At 68.2% G+C, this 23009-nt stretch carries 18 protein-coding genes; 7 read left to right on the plus strand and 11 right to left on the minus strand.

Annotation, left to right across the window (positions count from 1 at the left end; translation table 11 throughout):
• Positions 1-35 precede the first annotated feature (35 nt).
• The 10 genes from gltX to ilvD form a co-directional block, all read right to left on the minus strand.
• Positions 36-1571, minus strand: coding sequence for a glutamate--tRNA ligase (gltX, locus tag HNR24_RS05055; protein ID WP_182495193.1), 1536 nt, complete (start codon positions 1569-1571; stop codon positions 36-38).
• An 8-nt stretch (positions 1572-1579) separates the two neighbouring features.
• Positions 1580-2353 (minus strand): fumarylacetoacetate hydrolase family protein, encoded by a 774-nt coding sequence (locus HNR24_RS05060; protein WP_182495194.1) that lies wholly within the window; start codon positions 2351-2353, stop codon positions 1580-1582.
• Positions 2354-2450: 97 nt separating this feature from the next.
• Positions 2451-3524 carry a branched-chain amino acid aminotransferase gene (locus tag HNR24_RS05065; protein WP_182495195.1) on the minus strand — a complete coding sequence of 358 codons (1074 nt, stop codon included), beginning with the start codon at positions 3522-3524 and terminating at the stop codon, positions 2451-2453.
• Between the two features lie 155 nt (positions 3525-3679).
• Positions 3680-4753, minus strand: a complete 1074-nt coding sequence (locus tag HNR24_RS05070; RefSeq protein ID WP_058888763.1) for a 3-isopropylmalate dehydrogenase — start codon at positions 4751-4753, stop codon at positions 3680-3682.
• Positions 4754-4846: 93 nt separating this feature from the next.
• A complete protein-coding gene (gene metG, locus HNR24_RS05075) occupies positions 4847-6457 on the minus strand; it encodes a methionine--tRNA ligase (protein WP_182495196.1) in 1611 nt (536 codons plus the stop codon).
• A gap of 155 nt (positions 6458-6612) precedes the next feature.
• Entirely contained in the window at positions 6613-8208 is a 1596-nt protein-coding gene (gene serA, locus HNR24_RS05080) for a phosphoglycerate dehydrogenase (RefSeq protein WP_058888761.1), read from the minus strand.
• 105 nt (positions 8209-8313) lie between these two features.
• Positions 8314-9339 (minus strand): ketol-acid reductoisomerase, encoded by a 1026-nt coding sequence (gene ilvC / locus HNR24_RS05085; RefSeq protein WP_058888760.1) that lies wholly within the window; start codon positions 9337-9339, stop codon positions 8314-8316.
• 69 nt (positions 9340-9408) lie between these two features.
• Positions 9409-9942: an acetolactate synthase small subunit gene (gene ilvN / locus HNR24_RS05090; RefSeq protein WP_179442092.1), complete on the minus strand. Its 534-nt coding sequence runs from the start codon at positions 9940-9942 to the stop codon at positions 9409-9411.
• A gap of 3 nt (positions 9943-9945) precedes the next feature.
• Positions 9946-11823 (minus strand): acetolactate synthase large subunit, encoded by a 1878-nt coding sequence (locus HNR24_RS05095; protein WP_179442091.1) that lies wholly within the window; start codon positions 11821-11823, stop codon positions 9946-9948.
• A 354-nt stretch (positions 11824-12177) separates the two neighbouring features.
• Positions 12178-13959 (minus strand): dihydroxy-acid dehydratase, encoded by a 1782-nt coding sequence (gene ilvD / locus HNR24_RS05100; protein WP_182495197.1) that lies wholly within the window; start codon positions 13957-13959, stop codon positions 12178-12180.
• A 295-nt stretch (positions 13960-14254) separates the two neighbouring features.
• Between ilvD and HNR24_RS05105 the strand changes: the two genes are divergently transcribed.
• On the plus strand, positions 14255-14575 hold the full coding sequence (locus tag HNR24_RS05105; RefSeq protein WP_182495198.1) for a CHY zinc finger protein: 321 nt from the start codon (positions 14255-14257) through the stop codon (positions 14573-14575).
• Between the two features lie 57 nt (positions 14576-14632).
• Here the strand turns inward: HNR24_RS05105 and HNR24_RS05110 are convergent, their stop codons facing one another.
• Positions 14633-15895, minus strand: coding sequence for a short-chain fatty acid transporter (locus HNR24_RS05110; RefSeq protein WP_259392549.1), 1263 nt, complete (start codon positions 15893-15895; stop codon positions 14633-14635).
• 542 nt (positions 15896-16437) lie between these two features.
• Between HNR24_RS05110 and HNR24_RS05115 the strand changes: the two genes are divergently transcribed.
• The 6 genes from HNR24_RS05115 to HNR24_RS05140 all read left to right on the plus strand — a co-directional run bounded on the left by HNR24_RS05115 (position 16438) and on the right by HNR24_RS05140 (position 22894).
• Positions 16438-17616: a PucR family transcriptional regulator gene (locus HNR24_RS05115; RefSeq protein ID WP_182495199.1), complete on the plus strand. Its 1179-nt coding sequence runs from the start codon at positions 16438-16440 to the stop codon at positions 17614-17616.
• Positions 17617-17682: 66 nt separating this feature from the next.
• Positions 17683-19158 carry a GntP family permease gene (locus tag HNR24_RS05120; RefSeq protein ID WP_259392412.1) on the plus strand — a complete coding sequence of 492 codons (1476 nt, stop codon included), beginning with the start codon at positions 17683-17685 and terminating at the stop codon, positions 19156-19158.
• Between the two features lie 67 nt (positions 19159-19225).
• On the plus strand, positions 19226-20023 hold the full coding sequence (locus HNR24_RS05125) for a 3-hydroxybutyrate dehydrogenase (protein ID WP_182495200.1): 798 nt from the start codon (positions 19226-19228) through the stop codon (positions 20021-20023).
• Between the two features lie 149 nt (positions 20024-20172).
• A complete protein-coding gene (locus tag HNR24_RS05130; protein WP_058888890.1) occupies positions 20173-20955 on the plus strand; it encodes a CoA transferase subunit A in 783 nt (260 codons plus the stop codon).
• Positions 20956-20962: 7 nt separating this feature from the next.
• On the plus strand, positions 20963-21628 hold the full coding sequence (locus tag HNR24_RS05135) for a CoA transferase subunit B (RefSeq protein ID WP_182495201.1): 666 nt from the start codon (positions 20963-20965) through the stop codon (positions 21626-21628).
• 75 nt (positions 21629-21703) lie between these two features.
• Positions 21704-22894, plus strand: coding sequence for an acetyl-CoA C-acetyltransferase (locus HNR24_RS05140; protein WP_182495202.1), 1191 nt, complete (start codon positions 21704-21706; stop codon positions 22892-22894).
• Positions 22895-23009: the final 115 nt, after the last annotated feature.

The raw sequence follows: 23009 nt of genomic DNA on the forward strand, positions 1-23009 counted from the left end.
CACAAAACGAGCTCGGCGCCACCTGTGCTGGCTGCTCAGCCTCGGGCCGCGAAGAGCTCCCGGAAACGGCGGAGCCTGCTCAGCGAGGACTCGCGTCCCAGCAGCTCCATGGATTCGAACAGCGGCGGAGACACCCGGCGCCCGGAGATCGCCGAGCGCACCGCGCCGAAGGCCTTGCGCGGCTTCAGCTCAAGCCCCTCGAGCAGCGCCTCCCGGAGCGCCGACTCGATGGCCTCGGTGCTCCACTGAGCATCCTCGATCGGGGTGAGCGCCGCGATGGAGGCATCGAGGGTCTCTAGGACCTGATCCCCGAGTCCGCTGAACGCCTTGTCCTCGATGGCCAACTCGGCGTCATCGGTGAACAGGAACGCCATCATGTCTGCGCCCTCATCGAGCAGCGCGATGCGCTCCTGGACCAGCGGGGCCGCGCCGTCGAGCATGGTGGCCTGCGCGGGGTCCAGCTGCTCCCCCAGCAGGCCCCTGGCCTGCAGGTATGGGATGAGGCGGTCGCGGAAGTCGGAGGCCTCCAGACGGCGGATATGGGTGCCGTTGATGGCCTCGGCCTTCTTCACGTCGAAGCGTGCCGGGTTGGCGAGCACATCGGTGATGTCGAAGTGCTCGATGAGCTCATCGACCGTGAAGATGTCCTCGTCGGCCGAGAGCGACCAACCCAGCAGCGCGAGGTAGTTCAGCAGGCCCTCGGGCACGAAGCCGCGGTCTCGATGGTGGAAGAGGTTGGACTCCGGGTCCCGCTTGGAGAGCTTCTTGTTGCCCTCCCCCATCACGTAGGGAAGGTGGCCGAAGATCGGCATGTGCTTGGCCACGCCCACGGCATACAGCGCCCGGTAGAGCGCCACCTGGCGTGGGGTGGAGGAGAGCAGGTCCTCCCCGCGCAGCACGTGGGTGATCTCCATGGCGGCGTCGTCCACCGGGTTCACCAGGGTGTATAGCGGCTGACCGTTCCCGCGGGCCACCACGAAGTCAGGGGTGGATCCGGCGCCGAAGGTGATCTCCCCACGCACCGCGTCGGTGAAGCTGATGTCCTCATCGGGCATCCGGAAGCGCAGCACCGGCTGACGGCCCTCGGCCCGGAACGCCTCGATCTGCTCCTGGCTCAGGGTCCGGTCAAAGCCGTCGTAGCCCAGCTTCGGGTCCCGGCCGGCGGCGAGGTGGCGTGCTTCGACCTCCTCCGGGGTGGAGAAGGCCTCGTAGATGAAACCCGCCTCGAGCAGCTTCGCCAGCACCTCGGCGTAGAACTCGCCGCGCTGGGACTGCCGGTAGGGGGCGTGCGGGCCGCCGGTCTCGGCGCCCTCGTCCCAGTCGATCCCGAGCCAGCGCAGCGCCTCGAGCAGCTGCTGGTAGGACTCCTCGGAGTCCCGGGCGGCGTCGGTGTCTTCGATCCGGAAGATCATCTTCCCGCCGGTGTGCCGGGCGTAGGCCCAGTTGAAAAGGGCGGTGCGGATCAGTCCGACGTGCGGGGTGCCGGTGGGCGAAGGGCAGAACCGGACCCGGACCGGGGCGGAGGGGTCGACGGCGGGGATCTGGTCTGCGGAGGCAGAGGTGAGAGTCATAGGGGGAATCAGTTCCTGAAGTGGTTGACGAGTGTGCCGATGCCTTCGATGTCCGCCTCGAAGCGGTCCCCGGGCCCGAGCAGGCCGACGCCGGCGGGGGTCCCGGTGAGGATGACATCGCCGGGGAGCAGGGTGAAGGCCTGGGAGATGTAGGCGATGAGCTCGGCCACGCCGAAGATCATCTCGGAGGTGGAGCCGTCCTGGACGGTCTCCCCGTTGAGCCGTCCCGAGATCCGCAGCCCCTCGGGCTCGAGGTCGGTCTCGATCCAGGGACCCAGCGGGGTGGACCCGTCGAAGCCCTTGGCGCGGGCCCACTGGCCGTCGGTGCGCTGAGCGTCGCGGGCGGTGAGATCGTTGGCCACCGTGTAGCCGAAGACGACCTCGGGGACCCGTTCCACCGGCACGTCCTTGCAGATCCGTCCGATGACGACGGCCAGCTCGGCCTCGTAGCTGATCTCCTCCGAGAAGGATGGCAGCGTGACCGGCTCGTTGGGGCCCACCACGGCGGTGTTGGGGATCAGGAACAGCAGCGGCGAGACCGGGATCTCCCCGCCCATCTCCTTGACGTGATCGGCATAGTTGCGTCCGACGCCGATCAGCTTGGACCGCGGGATGATCGGGGCGACCAGCCGCACGTCCTCAAGCCGGTGCGTGGTCTCGGTCTGCTGGATCCCCTGATAGAAGGGGTCTCCGTTGAGTTCGATGATGGTTTCTTCGCCCTCTCCCCCGGTGACAAGACCGTAGGAGGGTTCGGCGTCCGTGACAAAACGTGCAATGCGCATGGGCCAACTCTATCGCCCACGCGCATTGCACGTTCTTCAGCTGTGATGTCGTCCTGCTGGCCTGTCCGCCGGCGTGCGGCTCAGGCGAGGCGGCAGGTCAGGCGAGGCGGTGCATCCAGCCGTGCCGGTCCTCACCGGTGCCGGTCTGGATCCCGAGGAGCTCCTCGCGGATCGAGAGCGTGACCTCTCCGGTGCCGGCGGAGGCGATCCGGCGCTCCCCGTCCAGCAGCTCTCCGATGGGTGTGATCACGGCTGCGGTGCCGCAGGCGAAGGCCTCGGTGATGCTGCCGTCGGTGATCCCGGCGTCCCACTCCTCCAAGGTGACCTGGCGCTCCTCGACCTGCATGCCGCGGTCCTTCGCGAGCTGGATCACCGAGGCGCGGGTGATGCCCTCCAGGATGGTGCCGGTCAGCGCGGGGGTGATCAGCCTGTTGTCGGCGGTGACCAGGAAGACGTTCATGCCGCCGAGCTCTTCGATGGCGTTCTCCCGCAGCGGGTCCAGGAAGAGCACCTGGTCGCAGCCCTTGGCGGTGGCCTGCTGCTGGGCGGCCAGCGAGCCGGCGTAGTTTCCGCCGGTCTTGGCGGCTCCGGTCCCGCCGGGTGCGGCGCGGATGTAGTCCCGGGAGACCCAGATGCGCACCGGCTTGAGCTCACCGCCGAAGTAGTTTCCGGCCGGGGAGGCGATCACCCGGTAGGAGACCGCATTCGCCGGCCGCACGCCCAGGAACGCCTCGGAGGCGAACATGAACGGGCGCAGGTAGAGCGCCTCGCCGTCGCCGTCGGGCACCCAGGCCTTATCGGTGGAGACCAGCTCCTCCAGGGACTCGATGAAGAGCTCCTCGGGGAGCTCGGGCAGCGCCATGCGCACCGCCGAGCGGTTCAGCCGCCTGGCGTTCTCCAGCGGGCGGAAGGTGTAGATCCCGCCGTCGGCGTGGCGGTAGGCCTTCATGCCTTCGAAGATCTCCTGGGCGTAGTGCAGCACCGCGGCCGCCGGGTCCAGCGAGATCGGGCCGTAGGGCTCCACGCGGGCGTTGCCCCAGCCACCCTCGACGGTCCAGTCGATCACCGAGGTGTGATCCGTGAAATGGGTCCCGAACCCCGGGCTGGCCAGGATCTCCTGCAGCCGCTCCGGGGAGGTGGGCGTGGAATGGGGGGTGTGATCAAACGTCATGGTGGCCTTTCGGATGTGCCCGCATGGATGCGCCCTGCGGAAGTCAGTCTCCCGCCCTACTCTACGAGACCAGATCCCGAAAGAAAGAGCATGGCCGGTACCGACCTCCCCGATCAAGCGGCCCGACCACGCTAGCCCGGTCCAGCCAGCCGGGTTCAGCCGGAAAGCCGCGCCACGAATGCGTCGCCGCGCTGGCTGGTGCTCAGCCCGGACGTGCCCTCCTGGGCCCACTGGCTCAGCTGCGCGTGGACCGCGGTCTCCAGACGCTCCGCAGCCGCGCTGAGACCCAGGTGGTCCAGCATCAGCCCGGCGGAGAGCACCGCCGCGGTGGGGTCGGCGATCGCCTTCCCGGCGATGTCCGGCGCCGAGCCGTGCACCGGCTCGAACATCGACGGCGCGGTGCCGGCGGTGTTGATCGAGGCCGAGGCGGCCAGGCCGATGCCTCCGCTGATGGCCGGAGCGAGGTCGGTGAGGATGTCGCCGAAGAGGTTGTCGGTGACGATCACGTCGAAGCGCTGCGGGTTGTTGACCATGTGGATGGTAGCGGCGTCCACGTGCATGTAGTCCCAGCGGACCTCGGGGAAGGACTCCGCCACCGCCGCCGTCGTCCGGGTCCAGAGGTCCCCGGAGTAGGTGAGCACGTTGTTCTTGTGCACCAGGGTCAGGTGCTTCCCGCGAGCCTGGGCGCGGTGGAACGCGTCCTCGACCACCCGGCGCACCCCATAGGCGGTGTTGACCGAGACCTCAGTGGCGATCTCCGCCTCGGTGCCGCGGCGCAGCAGCCCGCCGTTGCCGGCGTAGGGACCCTCGGTGCCCTCGCGGACCACCACGAAGTCGATCGGGTTCTCCTGGTCCACGCCGCGCAGCGGGGAGATCACTCCGGGGTAGGAGCGGGTGGGCCGGAGGTTCACGCAGTGATCCAGGTTGAAGCGCAGCCCCAGCAGCAGCTCGCGCTCGATGATCCCGGAGGGCACCCGGGTGTCCAGCGGGTCGGCGCCCACGGCGCCGAAGAGGATCGCGTCATGTCCGCGCAGCGCCTGCAGCGTCTCCTCGGTGAGCGTCTCCCCAGTGCGCAGCCAGTGCTCCGCACCCAGGGAGTACTCGGTGTAGCTGAACTGGGCGCTCTCCGAGGCCAGGGCGGCGTCGAGCACCTTGCGCGCCTCGGCGACCACCTCCGGGCCGATGCCGTCGCCGCCGATTACTGCAATGTCGAATGTGTTCTCAGCCATAGCGTCACTCTATGCGCTCCGGCACAGGCGGCACGAGAGCCCCGACACAGACTCTCAGCATCTGAGACCCCACCGGCGAGGTGCTCGATCAGCTCAGTCGGTCTTCTCCTCGTGGCGGGGGAAGATCGGGGTGGGCTTGACCAGCCGGGTGCCCGGAACCAGCTCGGCGTCGAAGGCGGCGAAGCTGCGCGGTCCCTCCCCGGAGGCGTTGGTCTGCCCGGCGTCTCCGGATGCCTCGACGTTCAGCGCATCCAGCAGCCGGCTGGCAGACTCCGGCATGACCGGCTGCGCCAGGAGCGCGACCTTGCGCAGCACTTCGGCGGTCACGTAGAGCACCGTGTTCATCCTCGAGAGGTCGGTCTTCTTCAGCTTCCAGGGCTCCTGCTCCGCGAAGTAGGCGTTGGCCTCCCCCAGGACGAACCAGGTGCGTTCCAGGGCGCGGTGGAAGTCCTGGGCGTCGTAGGCCTCGCGGCTGATCTCCAGGAGTTCATCGGCCTGAGCCAGGATCCGGCGATCCGCGGCGGTGCGCTCGCCAGGCTGCGGGATCATCTCCTCGCAGTTCTTCACGATCATCGAGAGCGAGCGCTGAGCCAGGTTGCCCAGGTTGTTCGCCAGGTCGGAGTTCTTCCGGACCAGGACCGCCTCGTGGGTGTAGGAGCCGTCCGCGCCGAAGGGGAACTCGCGCAGCAGGAAGAACCGCACGGCGTCGAGCCCGTATTCCGCGACCCAGTCGGCAGGGGCGACCACATTGCCCACGGACTTCGACATCTTCTCCCCGGCGTTGTTGAGGAAGCCGTGGATCATCACCCGCTTGGGCAGCTCGAGCTGCGCGCTCATCAGGAACGCGGGCCAGAAGATGCAGTGGAACCGGGAGATGTCCTTGCCGATGACGTGCACGTCGGCGGGCCAGAACCGGGTGAAGCTCTCCGACTCGGTGTCCGGGAAGCCGACGCCGGTGAGGTAGTTGGTCAGCGCGTCCACCCAGACGTACATCACGTGGTCCAGGCTGGTGTCTTCCGCGGTGAGGTCCTTGGGCACCGGCACGCCCCAGTCGAAGGTGGTCCGGGAGATCGCCAGGTCCTCCAGCCCGCCCTCGACGAACCGGATGACCTCGTTGAACCGGCTGCGCGGCGCGCCGAAGTCGGGGTTCGCCTGGAAGAAGTCCAGCAGCGGCTGCTGGTACTTCGAGAGCCGGAAGAAGTAGGACTCCTCCTCGGTCCAGGTCACCGGGGTCTGGGTCTCCGTGGCCAGGCGATCCCCGGCCGCGTCGAGCTGGGTCTCGTCCTCGGAGTAGAACCGCTCGTCTCGCACCGAGTACCAGCCGGCGTATTTGTCCAGGTAGATGTCCCCGGCCTCGACCATGCGCCGCCAGATCGCGGTGGAGGCCGCGTAGTGATCCTCATCGGTGGTGCGGATGAAGCGGTCATAGGAGATCCCGGCGACCTCATCATCCATGGCCTTGAACACGGCCGCGTTGCGGTCGGCCAGCTCCCGGGTGGAGATCCCCAGGTTCTGGGCGGTCTGCTGCATCTTCTGCCCGTGCTCATCGGTGCCGGTGAGGAAGTAGGTCTCGTAGCCGTCCAGGCGCTTGAAGCGCGCCATCACATCGGAGGCGATGACCTCGTAGGCATGACCGATATGCGGCTCCCCATTGGGGTAGTGGATCGCCGTGGTGATGTAGAACGGGGGCTTGGTAGAAGTCACCCTAGGAATTTACCCCACCCGGTTGCCAACTGCAGTGACACAAGCGGCGCCGACCGGGAGACAGGCAGTGACCCTGGCGGTGACACAGCTGACCCCGGTGCAGGTCTGGGACTCAGATCTGCACCGGGGTCAGCGGCGGTGTGAAGCTGGGCTGTTCAGTCTTCGAGGTCGACCTCTGCGGCCAGGTTGGCCTGGACCTCGGCGTTGATCGCGTCCAGCACCCCGGCGGGCAGCGCGGCGTCGATGGCCAGCACGGCCAGGGCGCGGCCCTGTTTGGTGTTCTGCGAGACCTGCATGCCGGCGATGTTGACCTGGTGCTCCCCCAGGATCCGTCCGAGCGCGCCGACCACGCCGGGGCGGTCGGCGTATTCCAGGACCACCAGGTGCTCGGTGAGCGCGATCTCGAGGTCGTAGCCGTTGATGCCCACGATCTTCTGGATCTGCTTGGGTCCGGTGAGCGTGCCGCGGACCTCCAGGTTGGTCCCGGAGCTGGTGGCCCCGCGCACGGTGAGTGCGTTGCGGTAGTCCTCGACCTCGGTGGTGGTGGTCAGTCGGGTGGAGATCCCGCGCTGCTCGGCGAGCACCGGGGCGTTGACGTAGGAGACCTGCTCCGAGACGACGTCGGTGAACAGGCCCTTCAGCGCGGCCAGCTGCAGCGCGGAGACGTTGAGCTCGGCGATCTCGCCGGCGGCCTCGGTCTCGATGTCGGTGAAGGCGTCGGTGGCCAGGGCGTTGAGGATCCGGCCCAGCTTCTCGATCAGCGGGATGCCGGGGCGGACCAGCTCGTCGATGGCGCCGCCGGCGACGTTGACCGCGTCCGGGACCAGCTCCCCGGCCAGGGCCAGGCGCACGGACTTCGCCACGGAGACCCCGGCCTTCTCCTGGGCCTCGGCGGTGGAGGCGCCCAGGTGCGGGGTGACCACCACGTTCTCGCGGCTGAAGAAGGGCAGGTCGGTGGAGGGCTCGGTGGCGAAGACGTCCACGGCGGCCCCGCCGATCGCACCCTCGGCCAGGGCCTGCTCCAGGTCGGCCTCGTTGATCAGTCCGCCGCGGGCGACGTTGACCACGAACGCGGTGTCCTTCATCTTCGCGAAGGCCTCGGTGTTCAGCATCCCCAGGGTCTCGGGGGTCTTGGGCATATGGATGGTGATCACATCGGACTGCGCGTAGAGCTCGTCCAGTGTGACCAGCTGCGCGCCGAGCTGGTGCGCCCTGGCCGAGGTGACGTAGGGGTCATAGGCGATGACCTCCATGTCGAAGGCCTTCATCCGCTCGGCCACCAGGCCGCCGATGCGGCCCAGGCCGATGACTCCGAGGGTCTTCTCCGCGAGCTCCACGCCGGAGTACTTCGAGCGCTTCCAGGCGCCGTCGCGCAGCGCCTGGTGCGCCGGGGAGATGTGCCGGGCCAGGCCCAGGATGTGCGCGCAGGTCAGCTCCGCCGCGGAGGTGATGTTCGAGGTGGGAGCGTTGACCACCATCACCCCGGCCGCGGTGGCGGCCTTGATGTCCACGTTGTCCAGTCCCACCCCGGCCCGGGCGACGACCTTCAGCGACTTGCCGTGGGAGAGCACCTCGGCGTCGACCTGGGTGGCCGAGCGGACCATGATGGCGTCGGCGTCGGCGAGGTCGGCGAAGAGCCGCTCGCGGTCGGTTCCGTCGGACTGGCGGATCTCGAAGTCCGGTCCCAGCGCCTCGACGGTGGCGGGTGAGAGTTCTTCGGCAAGTACGACGACGGGGCGGTGAGTGCTCACAATGTCCTTCTTCTGCTCGGGGCGCTTCGTGGTTCGTGGGTGGTGCACGCGAAGACGGTGAGCGGGGCGGGCCCTAGGAAGGCCCGCCCCACTCACCGTGCTGACTCATCGGGCAGTGGTGCCCTCGGTGTAGTCATCATCCTGCGGGATCCAGGAGAAGAGCTTGCGCAGCTCGCGCCCGGTGGACTCGATCGGGTGCGACTCGTTCTTCTTGCGCAGCTCGTTGAACTCCTTGCCGCCGTCGCGCTGGTCATCCATGAAGCGCTTGGCGAAGGCTCCGGACTGGATGTCGGCGAGCACGGCCTTCATGTTCTCCTTGACCTCCGGGGAGATCACGCGGGGCCCGGAGACGTAGTCGCCGAACTCGGCGGTGTCGGAGATGGACCAGCGCTGCTTGGTCAGGCCGCCCTCGACCATCAGGTCCACGATCAGCTTGAGCTCGTGGAGCACCTCGAAGTAGGCGATCTCGGGCTTGTAGCCGGCCTCGGTGAGCGTCTCGAAGCCGTACTGCACCAGCTGGGAGGCGCCGCCGCAGAGGACTGCCTGCTCGCCGAAGAGGTCGGTCTCGGTCTCTTCGGTGAAGGTGGTCTCGATGACCCCGGCGCGGGTGCCGCCGATGCCCTTGGCGTAGGCCAGGGCGATGGACTTGGCCTCGCCGGAGGGGTCCTGCTCCACGGCGATCAGGGCCGGGACGCCGCGTCCGGCCTCGTACTCGCGGCGGACCACGTGGCCTGGGCCCTTGGGGGCCACCATGGCGACGCCGACCTCGGTGGGGGCTTCGATGTAGCCGAAGCGGATGTTGAAGCCGTGGGAGAACAGCAGCACGTTGCCCGGCACCAGGTGCGGGGCGATCTCCGCGGAGTACACCGCGGCCTGGTGCTGGTCCGGGACCAGGATCATGATGACATCGGCCTCGGCGGCGGCCTCGGCCACGGTCTTCACGGTCAGGCCCTGCTCCTCGGCCTTGGCCTTGGAGCTGGACTCCGCCTTCAGACCGACGACGACGTCGACGCCTGAGTCGCGCAGGGACAGCGCGTGGGCATGGCCCTGGGATCCGTAGCCGATCACGGCGACCTTCTTGCCGCTGAGCACGGACAGGTCGGCGTCGTCGTCGTAATAGAGGTCAGTCACGGTGAGGTCTCCTCGTGTTGGGGATGGGGTTACAGGTCTGGGGTGCTGCAGGTGTTGCGCAGCGGGTTCTCAGCGCAGCGCCTTATCGGTCATGGACTTCGCGCCGCGGGAGATCGCGAGGGTGCCGGAACGTACGATCTCGCGGACTCCGAAGGGCTCCAGGACCTCCAGGAGGGCGTTGAGCTTGTCAGGGGCGCCGGTGGCCTCAACGGTGAGTGAGTCCACGGAGACGTCCACGATCTTGGCGCGGAAGAGCTCGACGGCCTGAGTGACCTGCAGACGGGTGGGCGCGTCAGCCTTCACCTTGATCAGCAGGTGTTCGCGCTGGACCGAGTTCTCCGGTGCCAGCTCGATGATCTTGATGACATTGATCAGCTTGTTCAGCTGTTTGGTGATCTGCTCGAGCAGCTTGGAGTCGGCGTCGACCACCACGGTGATCCGGCTCAGCCCGGGCAGCTCCGAGGGGCCCACCGCCAGGGAGTGGATGTTGAAGGCCCGGCGGGCGAAGAGCCCGGAGACCTTGGTGAGCACGCCGGGGACGTCCTCGACCAGGACCGAGAGGGTGCGTCGCTGCTCGGGTGCGGCGATGTCATGGGTGCCCATATATCAGTCCTCCTCGTCCCACTGCGGGGTCAGGTTGTGTGCGAACTGGATGTCGCTGTTGGAGACCCCTGCCGGGACCATCGGCCAGACCATCGAATCCCGGGAGACCACGAAGTCGATGACCACCGGACGGTCGTTGATCGCCATGGCCTCGGCGATGACCGCGTCGATATCCTCGGGCCGCTCGCAGCGCAGCCCCACGCAGCCGTAGGCCTCGGCGAGCTTGACGAAGTCAGGGATCCGCACGACCTCCCCACCCTCGGCGGTGACCGAGGTGTTCAGGTGGGTGTTGGAGTAGCGGGACTCATAGAACAGGGTCTGCCACTGGCGGACCATGCCCAGGGAAGAGTTGTTGATCACCGCGACCTTGATCGGGATCTTGTTGATCGCGCAGGTGGCCAGCTCCTGGTTGGTCATCTGGAAGCAGCCGTCGCCGTCGATCGCCCAGACCACCCGGTCCGGGTTGCCCACCTGGGCGCCCATCGCGGCGGGCACCGAGTAGCCCATGGTGCCCAGCCCGCCGGAGTTCAACCACTGCCGGGGGCGTTCGTACTTCACGAACTGGGCGGACCACATCTGGTGCTGACCGACCCCGGCCACGTAGACCGCTTCGGGACCTGAGGCCTGATTGATCTTCTCGATGACCTGCTGCGGGGCGATCTTGCCGTCCTCCGGGGCGGCGTAGCCCAGCGGGTAGGTCTCGCGGAACCGGTTCAGCTGCTTCCACCAGGCGCTGGTGTCGGTGCGACCGTGCTTGGCGACCAGGGACTCGAAGGAGTAGGTCAGCTCCGGGACGATCTCCTTGAGCGAGCCGACGATCGGGACGTCGGCGGTGCGGTTCTTGGAGATCTCCGCCGGGTCGATGTCGGCGTGGATCACCTTGGCGTCCGGGGCGAAGCTCTCCAGCTGCCCGGTGACCCGGTCATCGAAGCGCGCGCCCAGGGTGATCAGCAGGTCTGAGCGCTGCAGCGCGGCGACCGCGGAGACCGTCCCGTGCATCCCGGGCATGCCCAGGTTCTGCTGATGCGAGTCCGGGAAGGCGCCGCGGGCCATCAGCGTGGTGACCACCGGGGCCCCGACGGTCTCGGCCAGGGCGAGGAACTCCTCGGAGGCCTCGGCCTTGATCATGCCGCCGCCGATGTAGAACACCGGCCGGGAGGCGGCCTGGATCAGCTTCGCGGCCTCGCGGATCTGCTTGGAGTGCCCGCGGGTGACCGGGCGGTAGCCGTTGAGCTCGATCTTCGGGGGCCAGGAGAAGGTGGTCTTCGCGACCTGGGCGGATTTGGTGACGTCCACCAGCACCGGGCCGGGCCGGCCGGTGGAGGCCAGGTGGAAGGCCTCGGCCATGACCTTGGGGATCTCATCGGCGTCGGTGACCAGGAAGGAGTGCTTGGTGATCGGGGTGGAGATCCCGACGATGTCGGCTTCCTGGAAGGCGTCGGTGCCGATCACCCCGGCGTTGACCTGCCCGGTGATCGCGACCATGGGCACGGAGTCCATATGGGCGTCGGCCATGGGGGTGACCAGGTTGGTGGCTCCGGGACCGGAGGTGGCGATGCAGACGCCCACCTCGCCGGTGACCATCGCGTAGCCCTGGGCGGCGTGTCCGGCGCCCTGCTCGTGGCGCACCAGGATGTGGTTGACCTGGTCGGAGTCCATCAGCGGGTCATAGGTGGGCAGGATCGCGCCGCCGGGGATGCCGAAGACGTCTGTCACCCCCAGCTCTTCGAGGCTGCGAATGATGGACTGCGAACCTGTGACCTCTACCGGCGCGACGGTGCGGCCGGGGCCGTAGAGGCGCGGGTCTGCGGAGGTCCCAGCGGCGCTGCTGGATGCTTTCGAGGCCAGCATGGCTGGGCTCGTGGCTGTCAGATTGCTCATCTTTTCCTCAGTCTCTGGTTCGGCGAACTGCTGATCCAAGAAGTCTCTGATCCGTGGCGGATCCACACCGGTCAAGAGAAAACCCCGGCTGAAAAGCCTGACGGGCCTTCATGCCGGGGTGAGCGGATGCGTCAGCTCCAGGTCGACCGTTCGGACACCTCGGGTGAGGCGGACGATCGGCCGATCTGAGGCACATGTGTCACTGCACATGTCCCCCGGCGGCGGATACGGGTACTACCGCTAGTAGTTGACGCATGGCGTCCATGCTTCCCTGGCCTGTGATCAGTGTCAACATCCCGGATACCCGTCTCACATGGTGGAAATCGGGTCTGCGGGCGGCTGATCCCGTCCGGCTCAGCCGCAGTAGGCACCCTCCGCGGCGGAGCGGACCAGCTTGGCGTATTTGCCGAGCACACCGGTGGTGATGAACGGCGGCAGCGGGGTCCAGTCCTGCTGCCGGGCGGCGAACTCACCGGCGTCCACGACCAGCTCGATGCTGCGCCCGGCGATGTCGACCCGGATCAGGTCCCCGTCGGCGACGTAGGCGATGGGGCCGCCGTCGACCGCTTCCGGGGCGATATGTCCGATGCACAGTCCGGTGGTGCCTCCGGAGAAGCGCCCGTCGGTGATCAGCAGCACGTCCTTGCCCAGCCCGGCGCCCTTGATGGCGCCGGTGATGGCGAGCATCTCACGCATCCCGGGTCCGCCCTTGGGTCCCTCATACCGGATGACGACGACGTCGCCGGCCTGGATCCGGCCTTCCTCCAGGGCCTTGAGCGCCTGCTGTTCCCGCTCGAACACCCGGGCGGTGCCCTCGAAGACCTCGGCGTCGAAGCCGGCGGACTTCACCACTGCACCCTCCGGGGCCAGCGAGCCGTGGAGAACGGCGATCCCGCCGTTGGGGTGCATCGGGTTGTTCAGCGCGCGGATGATCTTGCCGTCGATGTCCGGCGGGTTGATCGATTCCAGGTTCTCGGCGACCGTCTTGCCGGTCACGGTGAGCGCGTCGCCGTGGAGCAGTCCGGCGTCGAGCAGGGCGCGCATGACCACCGGCACTCCCCCGACCCGGTCGACGTCGGCCATCACGTACTGGCCGAAGGGCTTCAGGTCACCCAGGTGGGGCACCTTGTCCCCGATGCGGTTGAAGTCCTCGAGCTTGAGCTCCACCCCGGCCTCGCGGGCGATGGCCAGCAGGTGCAGCACCGCGTTGGTGGACCCGCCGAAGGCCATGGTGACCGCGATGGCGTTCTCGAAGGCCTTCTTGGTGAGGATGTCACCGGTGGTGATGCCCTTGCGCAGCAGCTCCACCACGGCCTCGCCGGACTTGTGCGCGAAGTGGTCGCGGCGGCGGTCCGCCGAGGGCGGTGCGGCCGAGCCGGGAAGCGACATGCCCAGGGCCTCGCCGATGCAGGCCATGGTGTTGGCGGTGTACATCCCGCCGCAGGCGCCCTCGCCGGGGCAGATGGCGCGTTCGATCACGTCGAGGTCGGCCTCGCTGATGGTGCCGCGGGCGCAGGCGCCGACCCCTTCGAAGGCGTCGATCAGGGTGACCTCCTTCTCGGTGCCGTCGGCGAACCGGGCAACCCCGGGCATGATCGAGCCGGCGTAGAGGAACACGCTGGAGAGGTTCAGCCGGGCCGCTGCCATGAGCATCCCCGGCAGGGACTTGTCACAGCCGGCCAGCAGCACCGAGCCGTCGAGGCGCTCGGCCTGGATCACGGTCTCCACCGAGTCGGCGATGACCTCACGGGAGACCAGCGAGTAGTGCATCCCCTCGTGGCCCATGGAGATGCCGTCGGAGACCGAGATGGTGCCGAACTCCAGCGGGTAGCCGCCGCCGGCGTGCACGCCTTCCTTGGAGGCCTTGGCCAGGCGGTCCAGGGAGAGGTTGCAGGGGGTGATCTCGTTCCAGGAGCTGGCGATGCCGATCTGAGCCTTGGAGAAGTCGTCGTCGCCCATGCCCACCGCGCGCAGCATCCCGCGCGCCGGGGCGCGGGTGTAGCCGTCGGTGACCTCCCAGCTGCGCGGCTTCTCCGGACTGGAGGGTCCGGTGACCGCGGTGGGCGGGGTGAATGGTGCCTTGCCCTCGACGACGTCGGGGGTGTTCTCTGGGGTCTCTGCGGTGCGCTCAGCCATGCTCTGGATTCTATGCCTGCCCACGTGTCCCAGCGCACCCGCACCGCCGGATGTCTCACGATGCAGAATCCCACCGCCCAGCACTGAGCGCCTGGTCACCGTTGCGCTGGGCGCCTGGCCACCCTTGCCTTGAGGGGCGGGCACCCGTTGCGTTGACGTCTAAGCCACCCTTGCACTGGGTGACTGGCCACCCTTGCGTTGAGGGGCTGATTCTGCGACGGGTCTGGGCCGAAATCCGCATGAGATGCTCGGAGAATCAGCCGCTCAACGGCTGGGGTGGGCTAGCCTCGGGGCCATGGATGAACCCCAGGTCCGCGGCGCCACGGTGGATGAGCAGACCCGCTGCCGGCACTATGCCGGACCGCGCGACGTCGTCGCCATCCGGTTCTTCTGCTGCGACCGCTGGTATCCCTGCCTGAGGTGTCACCAGGAGGCAGAGACGCACCGGATCACCCCGTGGCCGCGGGGCCGCCGCGAGGAGCTGGCGCTGCTCTGCGGGGTCTGCCGCACCCGATTCAGCATCGCGGAGTACCTCACCGCTGAGTCCTGCGAGCGCTGCACGGCAGGATTCAACCCGGGCTGCGCGTCGCACCACGAGTTCTACTTCGAGCTCTGAACCCGTTCAGCGATGACCCAGCGGCCGCTGCATCGCGACCGATCACCTCGAGGCCGGTCACATCGAGACGATGAGCAGGGTCGTGCCGAAGACGAGGCCGGAGGCGATGAGCACGATCGTGGTGTAGCTGAGGATGTCGCGCATCTTGAGTCCCGCGATGGCCAGCAGCGGGAGCGCCCAGAACGGCTGGATCATGTTCGTCCACTGGTCCCCGTAGGCCACGGCCATGATGGCCAGCGCCGGATCCACGCTGAGCGTCTCTGCTGCCTCGAGCAGGATCGGGGCCTGCACGGCGATCTGTCCGCCGCCGGAGGGCACGAAGAAGTTCACCAGCCCGGCAGAGAGGAACGCGAAGAGCGCGAAGGTCTGCGGAGTCGAGATCGCCACGAAGGCCTCGGAGATCACGCTCATCAGCCCGGTGCCGGCCATGATGCCCAGGATGCCCGCGTAGAGCGGGAACTGCAGCAGGATCTCGCCCACGTTCGAGGCGGCCTGCTTGGTCAGGGCGATCAGCTCGAAGGGGCTGCGGACCAAGAGCATGATCAGCCCCAGGAAGCTCCAGTTGACCACGTCCAAGGTCAGGCTGAAGTGGATGATCAGATAGGCCACCAGCATCAGCCCGATCAGCGTGGTGGGAATGCGGGAGGCGTCCACCCGATCCGCGGGGGTCTCGACGGCGTCGTCGATCTCGACATCGGCCTCGCGGGCGTCCACCTTCAGCGGGACCACCGTGGCGCTGTCCCGCGGTGCGACCAGGTACAGCGCCAGGGCGACCACGGCGATGGTCACGATGCAGGCGATGATGTTCCAGGTGGAGAAGATGGTCTCCCCCACGGGCAGCGGGGCGCCCAGCTGTTCGGCCACGAAGGAGTCGGGGGTGGCTGCGGTCAGCGGCCCGGAGGCGGAGTAGCCCATATGCCAGACCACGAACCCGGAGAACCCTGCGGCCACCAGCATGGGGAAGTGCACCGGGATCTCACGTTCTCGGAAGACGTGAGCAACCTCGCGCGCCAGCAGCCCGCCGACCACCAGTCCCAGGCCCCAGGTGATCAGGCTTGCCAGGGCGGCGACCAGGAATACGAACAGGTAGGCCTGGATCGCTGTCCTGGGGACTGTGGCCAGTCGGCGCAGCAGTTTTCGCGCGGGTCTCGTGTTGGCCAGGATGTCGCCCAGGAACAGAATCAGGGCCATCTGGGTGATGAACTCCAGCAGCCCGGCCAGTCCGATGCCCCATTCCTCAACGACCTGGATCGGCCCCGCGTCGGTGAAGATCAGCGCCAGGACACCCACGATGAGGGTCAGCGCGATCGCGAAGACCAGGGCTCAGGGGATCAGCTTCTCCACCAGCGAGTTCAGCGGCCGCATCACCCTGCCGAGAACGGCGCTGTTGCCTGCGGCATCCTGCCGCGAAACCGTCATGCCGCACGCCCGGTGGGGATGCGGCGGCGAGCGGAGGTTCCGAGAACACGGGCCACGCCCTCGGACAACTCGTGATGCAACGTTTCAGCGGCAGCGGAAGACCGGACAGACATCAGCGCAGCTCCTTCGGATCGGGGACTTGGAACAGATGACGTCGGACAGAAGACGTCGAGCAGATGATGTGGAACGCGGGAGCCACACGGCACCCGCCGCACCCAAATGTGACGCACGCCACCCCATGATGCAAATCACCTAAACACGCTGCAGACGCCGCAGGGCCACACTCGGCACGGAGCGCGGAGGTGTGCCCAACGGCGAGCCCAGCGGCGAGCGGGCGACGCCGAAGCGGCGCGAAGGAAGATGCCCGAGCGGCGCGAGAGTGCCGCGGGAGCAGCGCGAGAGTGCCGCGGGAGCAGCGCAGCGCAGCCGGTATGGTGAGCCCCATGACAGCGGATGAGCACCCCACCGAGGCCGGCTGGGACCAGCTGCTGGCCACCCTCGAACAGGACGGCAGCATCCTGGAGCAGACCCTCGACACCATTCGCGACACGGTGCCCGGCTACGACGAGGTCCCCACCGCCTCCCTGGAAGCCTCGGTGCGGCGCAACATCGCCCTGAGCATCCGCACCATCCGCGCCGGTTTCGAGCCCTGCCACGACGACGTGGCCGAAGCCGACGCCCTCGCCTCGGAGCGGCATGCCCAGGGAGTGCCGGTGGGAAGCGTGCTGGCCGGCTTCCGGGCCTGCATGTCGGTGATCCTGCACCGGCTGTTGGACCACGCCCCGAACCACGGCATTCCGGCAGATCAGGTCCTGGGCTCCGCCACCCTGCTCTGGGAACTCGGCGACGTGTTCTCCGCCCGGGCGGTCCTGGTGTATCAGGACAGGGACGTCTCGCGGGCCCTGGCTGACTCCACCAGGCGGGTCGCCTGGATCGGCGACGCCGTGACCACCGACCTGGAGCCGGCCGAGCTGACCCGCGGCGCCGCCCTCTACGACGTCCCCACCGCAGCGCCGCTGCGCGCCCTGGCGGCGGACTCGCAGCCAGAGTCGGACCAGGAGTGCCAGCGGCGCCTCCAGGACTGGGCCGAAAGGTCGGGGATCCGAGCGCTGACCGCCGTGCGGGCCGGCACCCTGGTGGGCATCCTGATCGGAGAGCCTCCCCTGGGCTCAGAGCCGGAACGGCTGACCGTCGGGCTCGGCCCGGCGGTGACCCTGGATGAGCTGCCACGGTCCTTCGAGTCCGCCTCCGCCGCGCTGCGCGCCGCCGCCGCCGTGGGACAGACCGGACTGGTGGACCTGGAACGTCTCTCCTGGCGGGCCGCGGTGCACGCGAGCCCCGAGGTCACGGCATTGCTGCAGGAGCGACACCTGCAGCCGCTGCTCGAGGCCCAGGTATTCGGTGAGCATGTGCTCGAGGCGGTGGACGCCTACCTGCGCCACCGGATGAGCATCCCCTCCGCCGCCCGCAGCATCCCGGTGCACGTGAACACGCTGCGGTACCGGCTGCAGAGGTTCCAGGAGATCACCGGGGCGGACCTCGGAGACCTCTACACGCTCGTCGAGCTGTCCTGGGTGCTGGCTGCGCATCACGGCACCCCGCCGCACCGGACACTTTCGTAGCAAGCTACGAAAACGGCGCCGCACTGTTGAACAGGAGAATGTAGCGCGCGTCACATCACTGCGTGGATGCTGGTCTACGACGCCGAGACGGACGTCACTGAAACCACCACTCTCCACGAGGAGATCTCCATGATCCTGGGCATCGTCGGCATCATCGTGTCCCTGCTGCTGCTCATCACGCTCGCCTACCGCGGCGTGCCGGTGATCCTTGCCGCTCCGCTGGCCGCGGTGGTCTGTGTGCTGTTCTCCGGCGCCCCGATCCTGGCCTCCTACACCGAGGTGTTCATGCCGGCGATGGCCGGCTTCGTGGGCAGCTGGTTCCCGGTCTTCCTCGGCGGGGCCATCTTCGGGATCCTGATGACCGTCACCGGCTACGCCGAGTCGATCGCGCGCACCGTGACCGGCTGGATCGGAAGCCGCAGCGCGATCGCGGCCACGGTGATCACCTCCGCGTTGATGACCTACGGCGGGATCAGCCTCTTCGTGGTCGCCTTCGTGATGTATCCGCTGGCCCGCGAGCTGTTCCGCGTGGCCGACATCCCGCGCCGGCTGATCCCGGGCACGATCGCGCTGGGCATCTTCACCTTCACCATGACCGCGCTGCCCGGCTCGCCGCAGGTCCAGAACATCATCCCCGGGCAGTTCTTCGGCACCGGCGCCTACGCGGGTCCGGGGGTGGGCGTCTTCGGCGGCGTCCTGATCTTCGGCCTGGGCCTGCTGTGGCTGGAGCGCCGGCGTCGGGCTCTGATCGCCAAGGGTGAGCACTTCGAGTCCCCGGAGTCCGAGAAGGTCATCGGCGGGTCCTCCGACGACGGCTCCACGGTCACCACCACGCTGGCCCCGCCCAACCGGCTGGTCCCGTTCCTGCCGCTGCTCGCCGTCTTCGCGGTCAACTTCGCCTGCACCCTGGTGATCTTCCCGGCGCTGGACTGGTCCTATCTTCAGGAGGACACCTTCGGGTCCATCACCTATGACTCCCGGGCCGGGCTGTGGGCGGTGACGGTGGCCATCGTGGCGGCCATCGGACTGATCGTGGCGCTGAACTTCGGTCGGTGGAGCACCCTGAAGGTCGGATTCAACGACGGCGTGAAGCGCTCGATGCTGCCGATCTTCTCCACCGCCTCCGAGGTGGGCTACGGCGCCGTCGTCGCGTCGGTGGCCGCCTTCGCGGTGGTCCGTGACTCGGTCTTCGGCATGGGCGCCAACGCCCTGGTGACCTCGGTGGTGACGACCTCGATCACCGCCGGGCTGACCGGCTCCTCCTCCGGGGGCATGACCATCGCCCTGAACGCCCTGGGTGCGGACCTGCGCGCCATGGCCGAGGCCGAAGGCATCAGCCTGGAGATGATGCACCGGCTGACCGCCATGGCCGCAGGCGGCCTGGACACGCTGCCGCACTCGGGCGCCGTCGTCACGCTGCTGATCGTCTGTGGCCTCACCCACCGGCAGTCCTATAAGGACATCGCTATGGTGACACTCGTGATTCCTGTCCTGGTGGTCGTGGCGCTGATCGCTCTGGTCACGGCCGTGGGCGGCTTCTGATCTCCGACCTCGCGTGTCATCCATCCGGCACCCACCGATCCCGACTCGACCCTCCCCAAGGAGCCCGATGAACACCGACACCCTCCGCAGCTCGCCCCTCTCGGCCGGCACGCTCACCGGCCGCCGCGCCGTCGTCACCGGCGGGGCCTCCGGCATCGGTGCCGCCTGCGTGCGGGCCTTCGCCGCCGCCGGCGCCCAGGTGACCGTCTGCGACCGCGACGGCGCAGCCGCTGAGGCTCTGGCGGCAGATATCGGCGGCACCTCCTGGACAGTGGATCTCTCCGAGACCGGGGCGCTGGAAGAGCTCACCGCGGAGAGCGGAGTCCTGGACGCCGACATCCTGGTCAACAACGCCGGCATCCAGCGGGTCGCCCCGCTGCACGAGTTCGACCCCGAGGCGTGGCGGCTCATGCACCGGCTGATGGTCGAGTCTCCGTTCCTGCTGATCCGCGCCGCTCTTCCCGGCATGTACGAGCGCGGCTTCGGCCGGATCCTCAACATCTCCTCGGTCCATGGACTGCGGGCCAGCCCGTACAAGTCCGCTTACGTGAGCGCCAAGCATGCCCTGGAGGGCCTCTCCAAGGTCACCGCCCTGGAGGGCGCCGAGCACGGCGTGACCTCGAACTGCCTGAACCCTGCCTATGTGCGCACCCCGCTGGTGGAGAAGCAGATCGCTGATCAGGCACGCATCCACGGCATCGACGAGGATGAGGTGATCGAGAGGATCATGCTCACCGAGTCTTCGGTGAAACGACTGGTGGAACCCGAGGAGGTCGCCTCCCTGGCCACCTGGCTCGCCTCCGATGCGGCTGGGATGGTGACCGGCACCTCCTACGCCATCGACGGAGGATGGAGCGCACGCTGAGCAGAGCAGCCCGCGGAGAGCCAGGCATCCCGCCGCCTGCCCCGAGCCGCTGGACCCCAGAACCTTGAGTCGTCGAACCTTGGGTCGCTGAAGCTATGAGTCGCTGACCCCCGAATTCCTGAGCCCCCTGAGTCCCTGAGGAGAACCCCATGACCATCGACAAGACCGTGGCGAGCGCCGCCGAGGCCGTCGCCGACATTCCCGACGGCGCCTCCTTGGCGGTGGGAGGCTTCGGCCTCTCCGGCAATCCGATCCAGCTCATCGAGGCGCTGCTGGAGCAGGGCGCCTCCGGGCTCTCCGTCGCGTCGAACAACTGCGGCGTGGACGGCTGGGGGCTGGGCATCCTGCTCGCCGCACGCCGGATCGTGAAGATGACCTCCTCCTACGTCGGGGAGAACAAGGAGTTCGCCCGCCAGTACCTCGAGGGTGAGCTGGAGCTGGAGCTGGTCCCCCAGGGCACGCTGGCAGAGAAGATGCGCGCCGGCGGGGCCGGGATCCCGGGGTTCTACACCCGCTCCGGAGTGGGCACACAGGTCGCCGAGGGCGGCATCCCGATGACCTACGACCGCTCCGGCAACGTGGTGAAGGAGTCTGCGCCCAAGGAGGTTCGGCCCTTCACGATCCACGACGGTCGATCCCTGGAGTTCGTCCTGGAGGAATCGATCGTCACCGATTACTCCCTGGTCCACGCCCAGCGCGGTGACCGGCATGGCAACCTGGTCTTCAACAAGGCCGCCCGGCAGTTCAGCCCCGACGCCGCCATGGCGGGCCGGATCTGCATCGCCCAGGTGGAGGAGCTCGTGGAGCCCGGGGAGATCGACCCCGACGCGGTGCACCTGCCCGGGGTCTTCGTGCACCGGATCGTGCAGGTCGGGCCTGAGATCGAGAAGCCCATCGAGAAGCGCACCGTACGCAGCGAAGACAAGGAGTGATCGCGTCATGACCACCGAGATCCGCGCGGGCTGGACCCGTGAGCAGATGGCGGCCCGTGCCGCCCAGGAGCTTCCCGACGGCGCCTACGTGAACCTAGGCATCGGCATGCCCACCTTGATCCCGAACCACATCCCGGCCGAGCGCACCGTGGTGCTCCAGTCCGAGAACGGCATCTTGGGGGTGGGCCCCTACCCCGCCGAGGATGCGCTCGACCCGGATCTGATCAACGCCGGCAAGGAGACCGTCACCGTGCTCCCCGGGGCGTCGTTCTTCGACTCCTCCACCAGCTTCGGGATGATCCGCGGCGGGAAGATCGACGTCGCCGTGCTGGGCGGCATGCAGGTCGCTCAGAACGGGGACCTGGCCAACTGGATGGTGCCCGGCAAGATGGTCAAGGGGATGGGCGGCGCCATGGACCTGGTCCACGGCGCGGAGCGGGTGATCTGTCTGATGGACCATGTGGCCAGGGACGGATCTCCGAAGATCCTGCCGGCGTGCACCCTGCCGCTGACCGGGAAGTCCGTGGTAGACCGGATCATCACCGACCTTGCCGTGATCGACGTGGTCGGCACCGAGGCCGAGCCTCGCCTGGTGCTGGTGGAGACCGCACCGGGGGTGAGCGAGGAACAGGTGCGCGAAGCCACCGGCGTCGAGCTGCACGGACGCAGCTGACGCATAACCTCACGACACACACCCCGCACGACGTACAACCCGTACCACCACCATCCCCATCTCGAAGGAGCATCTATGGCACCCGGATCCGTCATCCTCGGAGGCAGCCGCACCCCGATCGGCAAGCTGATGGGCGGACTCTCCTCATTCACCGCAGCCCAGCTCGGGTCAGCCGCGATCCGCGATGCCCTGGAGAAGACCGGGGTCCGGCCGGACCAGGTGGACTACGTGATCATGGGCCAGGTGATCCAGGCCGGAGCCGGTCAGAACCCGGCCCGCACCGCCGCGCTGGGGGCCGATATTCCGGCCCAGGTGCCAGCGATCACGGTGAACAAGGTCTGCCTGTCAGGGCTGAGCGCCATCGCCTACGCGGATCAGCTGATCCGCGCCGGCGAGTGTGAACTCGTCGTGGCCGGCGGCATGGAGTCGATGTCCAATGCCCCACACCTGCTGCCGGGCTCCCGAAAGGGCTTCAGCTTCGGGGACACCTCGCTGGTGGATTCCATGGCCTACGACGCGCTCTACGATCAGGCCACCCAGCAGAACATGGGGGCCCTGACCGAGTCCTGCAACACTGCGGAGGTGGAGGTCTCGCGTGCGGACCAGGACCGCTTCGCTGCGCTCTCCCATGAGCGTGCGGCCAAGGCCTGGGAGAGCGGCGTCTTCGAGGAGGAGGTTGTTCCCGTCGAGGTGCCCCAGCGCAAGGGCGACCCGAAACGGGTCCACCGGGATGAAGGCATCCGAGAGGGCACCACGGCGGAATCACTGAGCAGTCTGCGCCCCGCCTTCGGCAAGTCCGGCACCATCACAGCCGCCTCGGCCTCGCAGATCTCGGACGGCGCCTGCGCCGTGATCGTGACGACTCCGGAGAAGGCCCAGGAGCTCGGGCTCACTCCCCTGGCGGAGATCGGCGCCTACGGGATGGTGGCCGGCCCGGATTCATCCCTGCAGCTGCAGCCCGCGCGAGCCATCTCCGAGGCATGCCGCAAGCAGGGCATCAGCCCAGAGGCGCTGGACCTGGTGGAGATCAATGAGGCCTTCGCCGCCGTGGGCGTGGCCTCGGCCCGGGAACTGGGCGTCTCGGAGGAGAAGCTCAACGTCAACGGCGGTGCCATCGCCCTGGGCCACCCGGTGGGGATGTCCGGGGCGCGCCTGGTGCTCCACCTTGCTCTGGAGCTGGCGCGCCGCGGCGGGGGCACCGGAGCTGCCGGGCTGTGCGGCGGCGGCGGCCAGGGCGACGCCCTGCTCCTCACCGTCCGCAGCTGAACCGCTGGCTCCCACCACCCACCCCCACCCACCAACACGTTGAGGGGCGGATTCTGCGAGCATCTGAGGCCGAAAAGGGCCCTAGGTAGTCGGAGAATCCGCCCCTCAACGATGG

The sequence above is a fragment of the Nesterenkonia sandarakina genome (assembly GCF_014138825.1).
Taxonomy (GTDB): domain Bacteria; phylum Actinomycetota; class Actinomycetes; order Actinomycetales; family Micrococcaceae; genus Nesterenkonia; species Nesterenkonia sandarakina.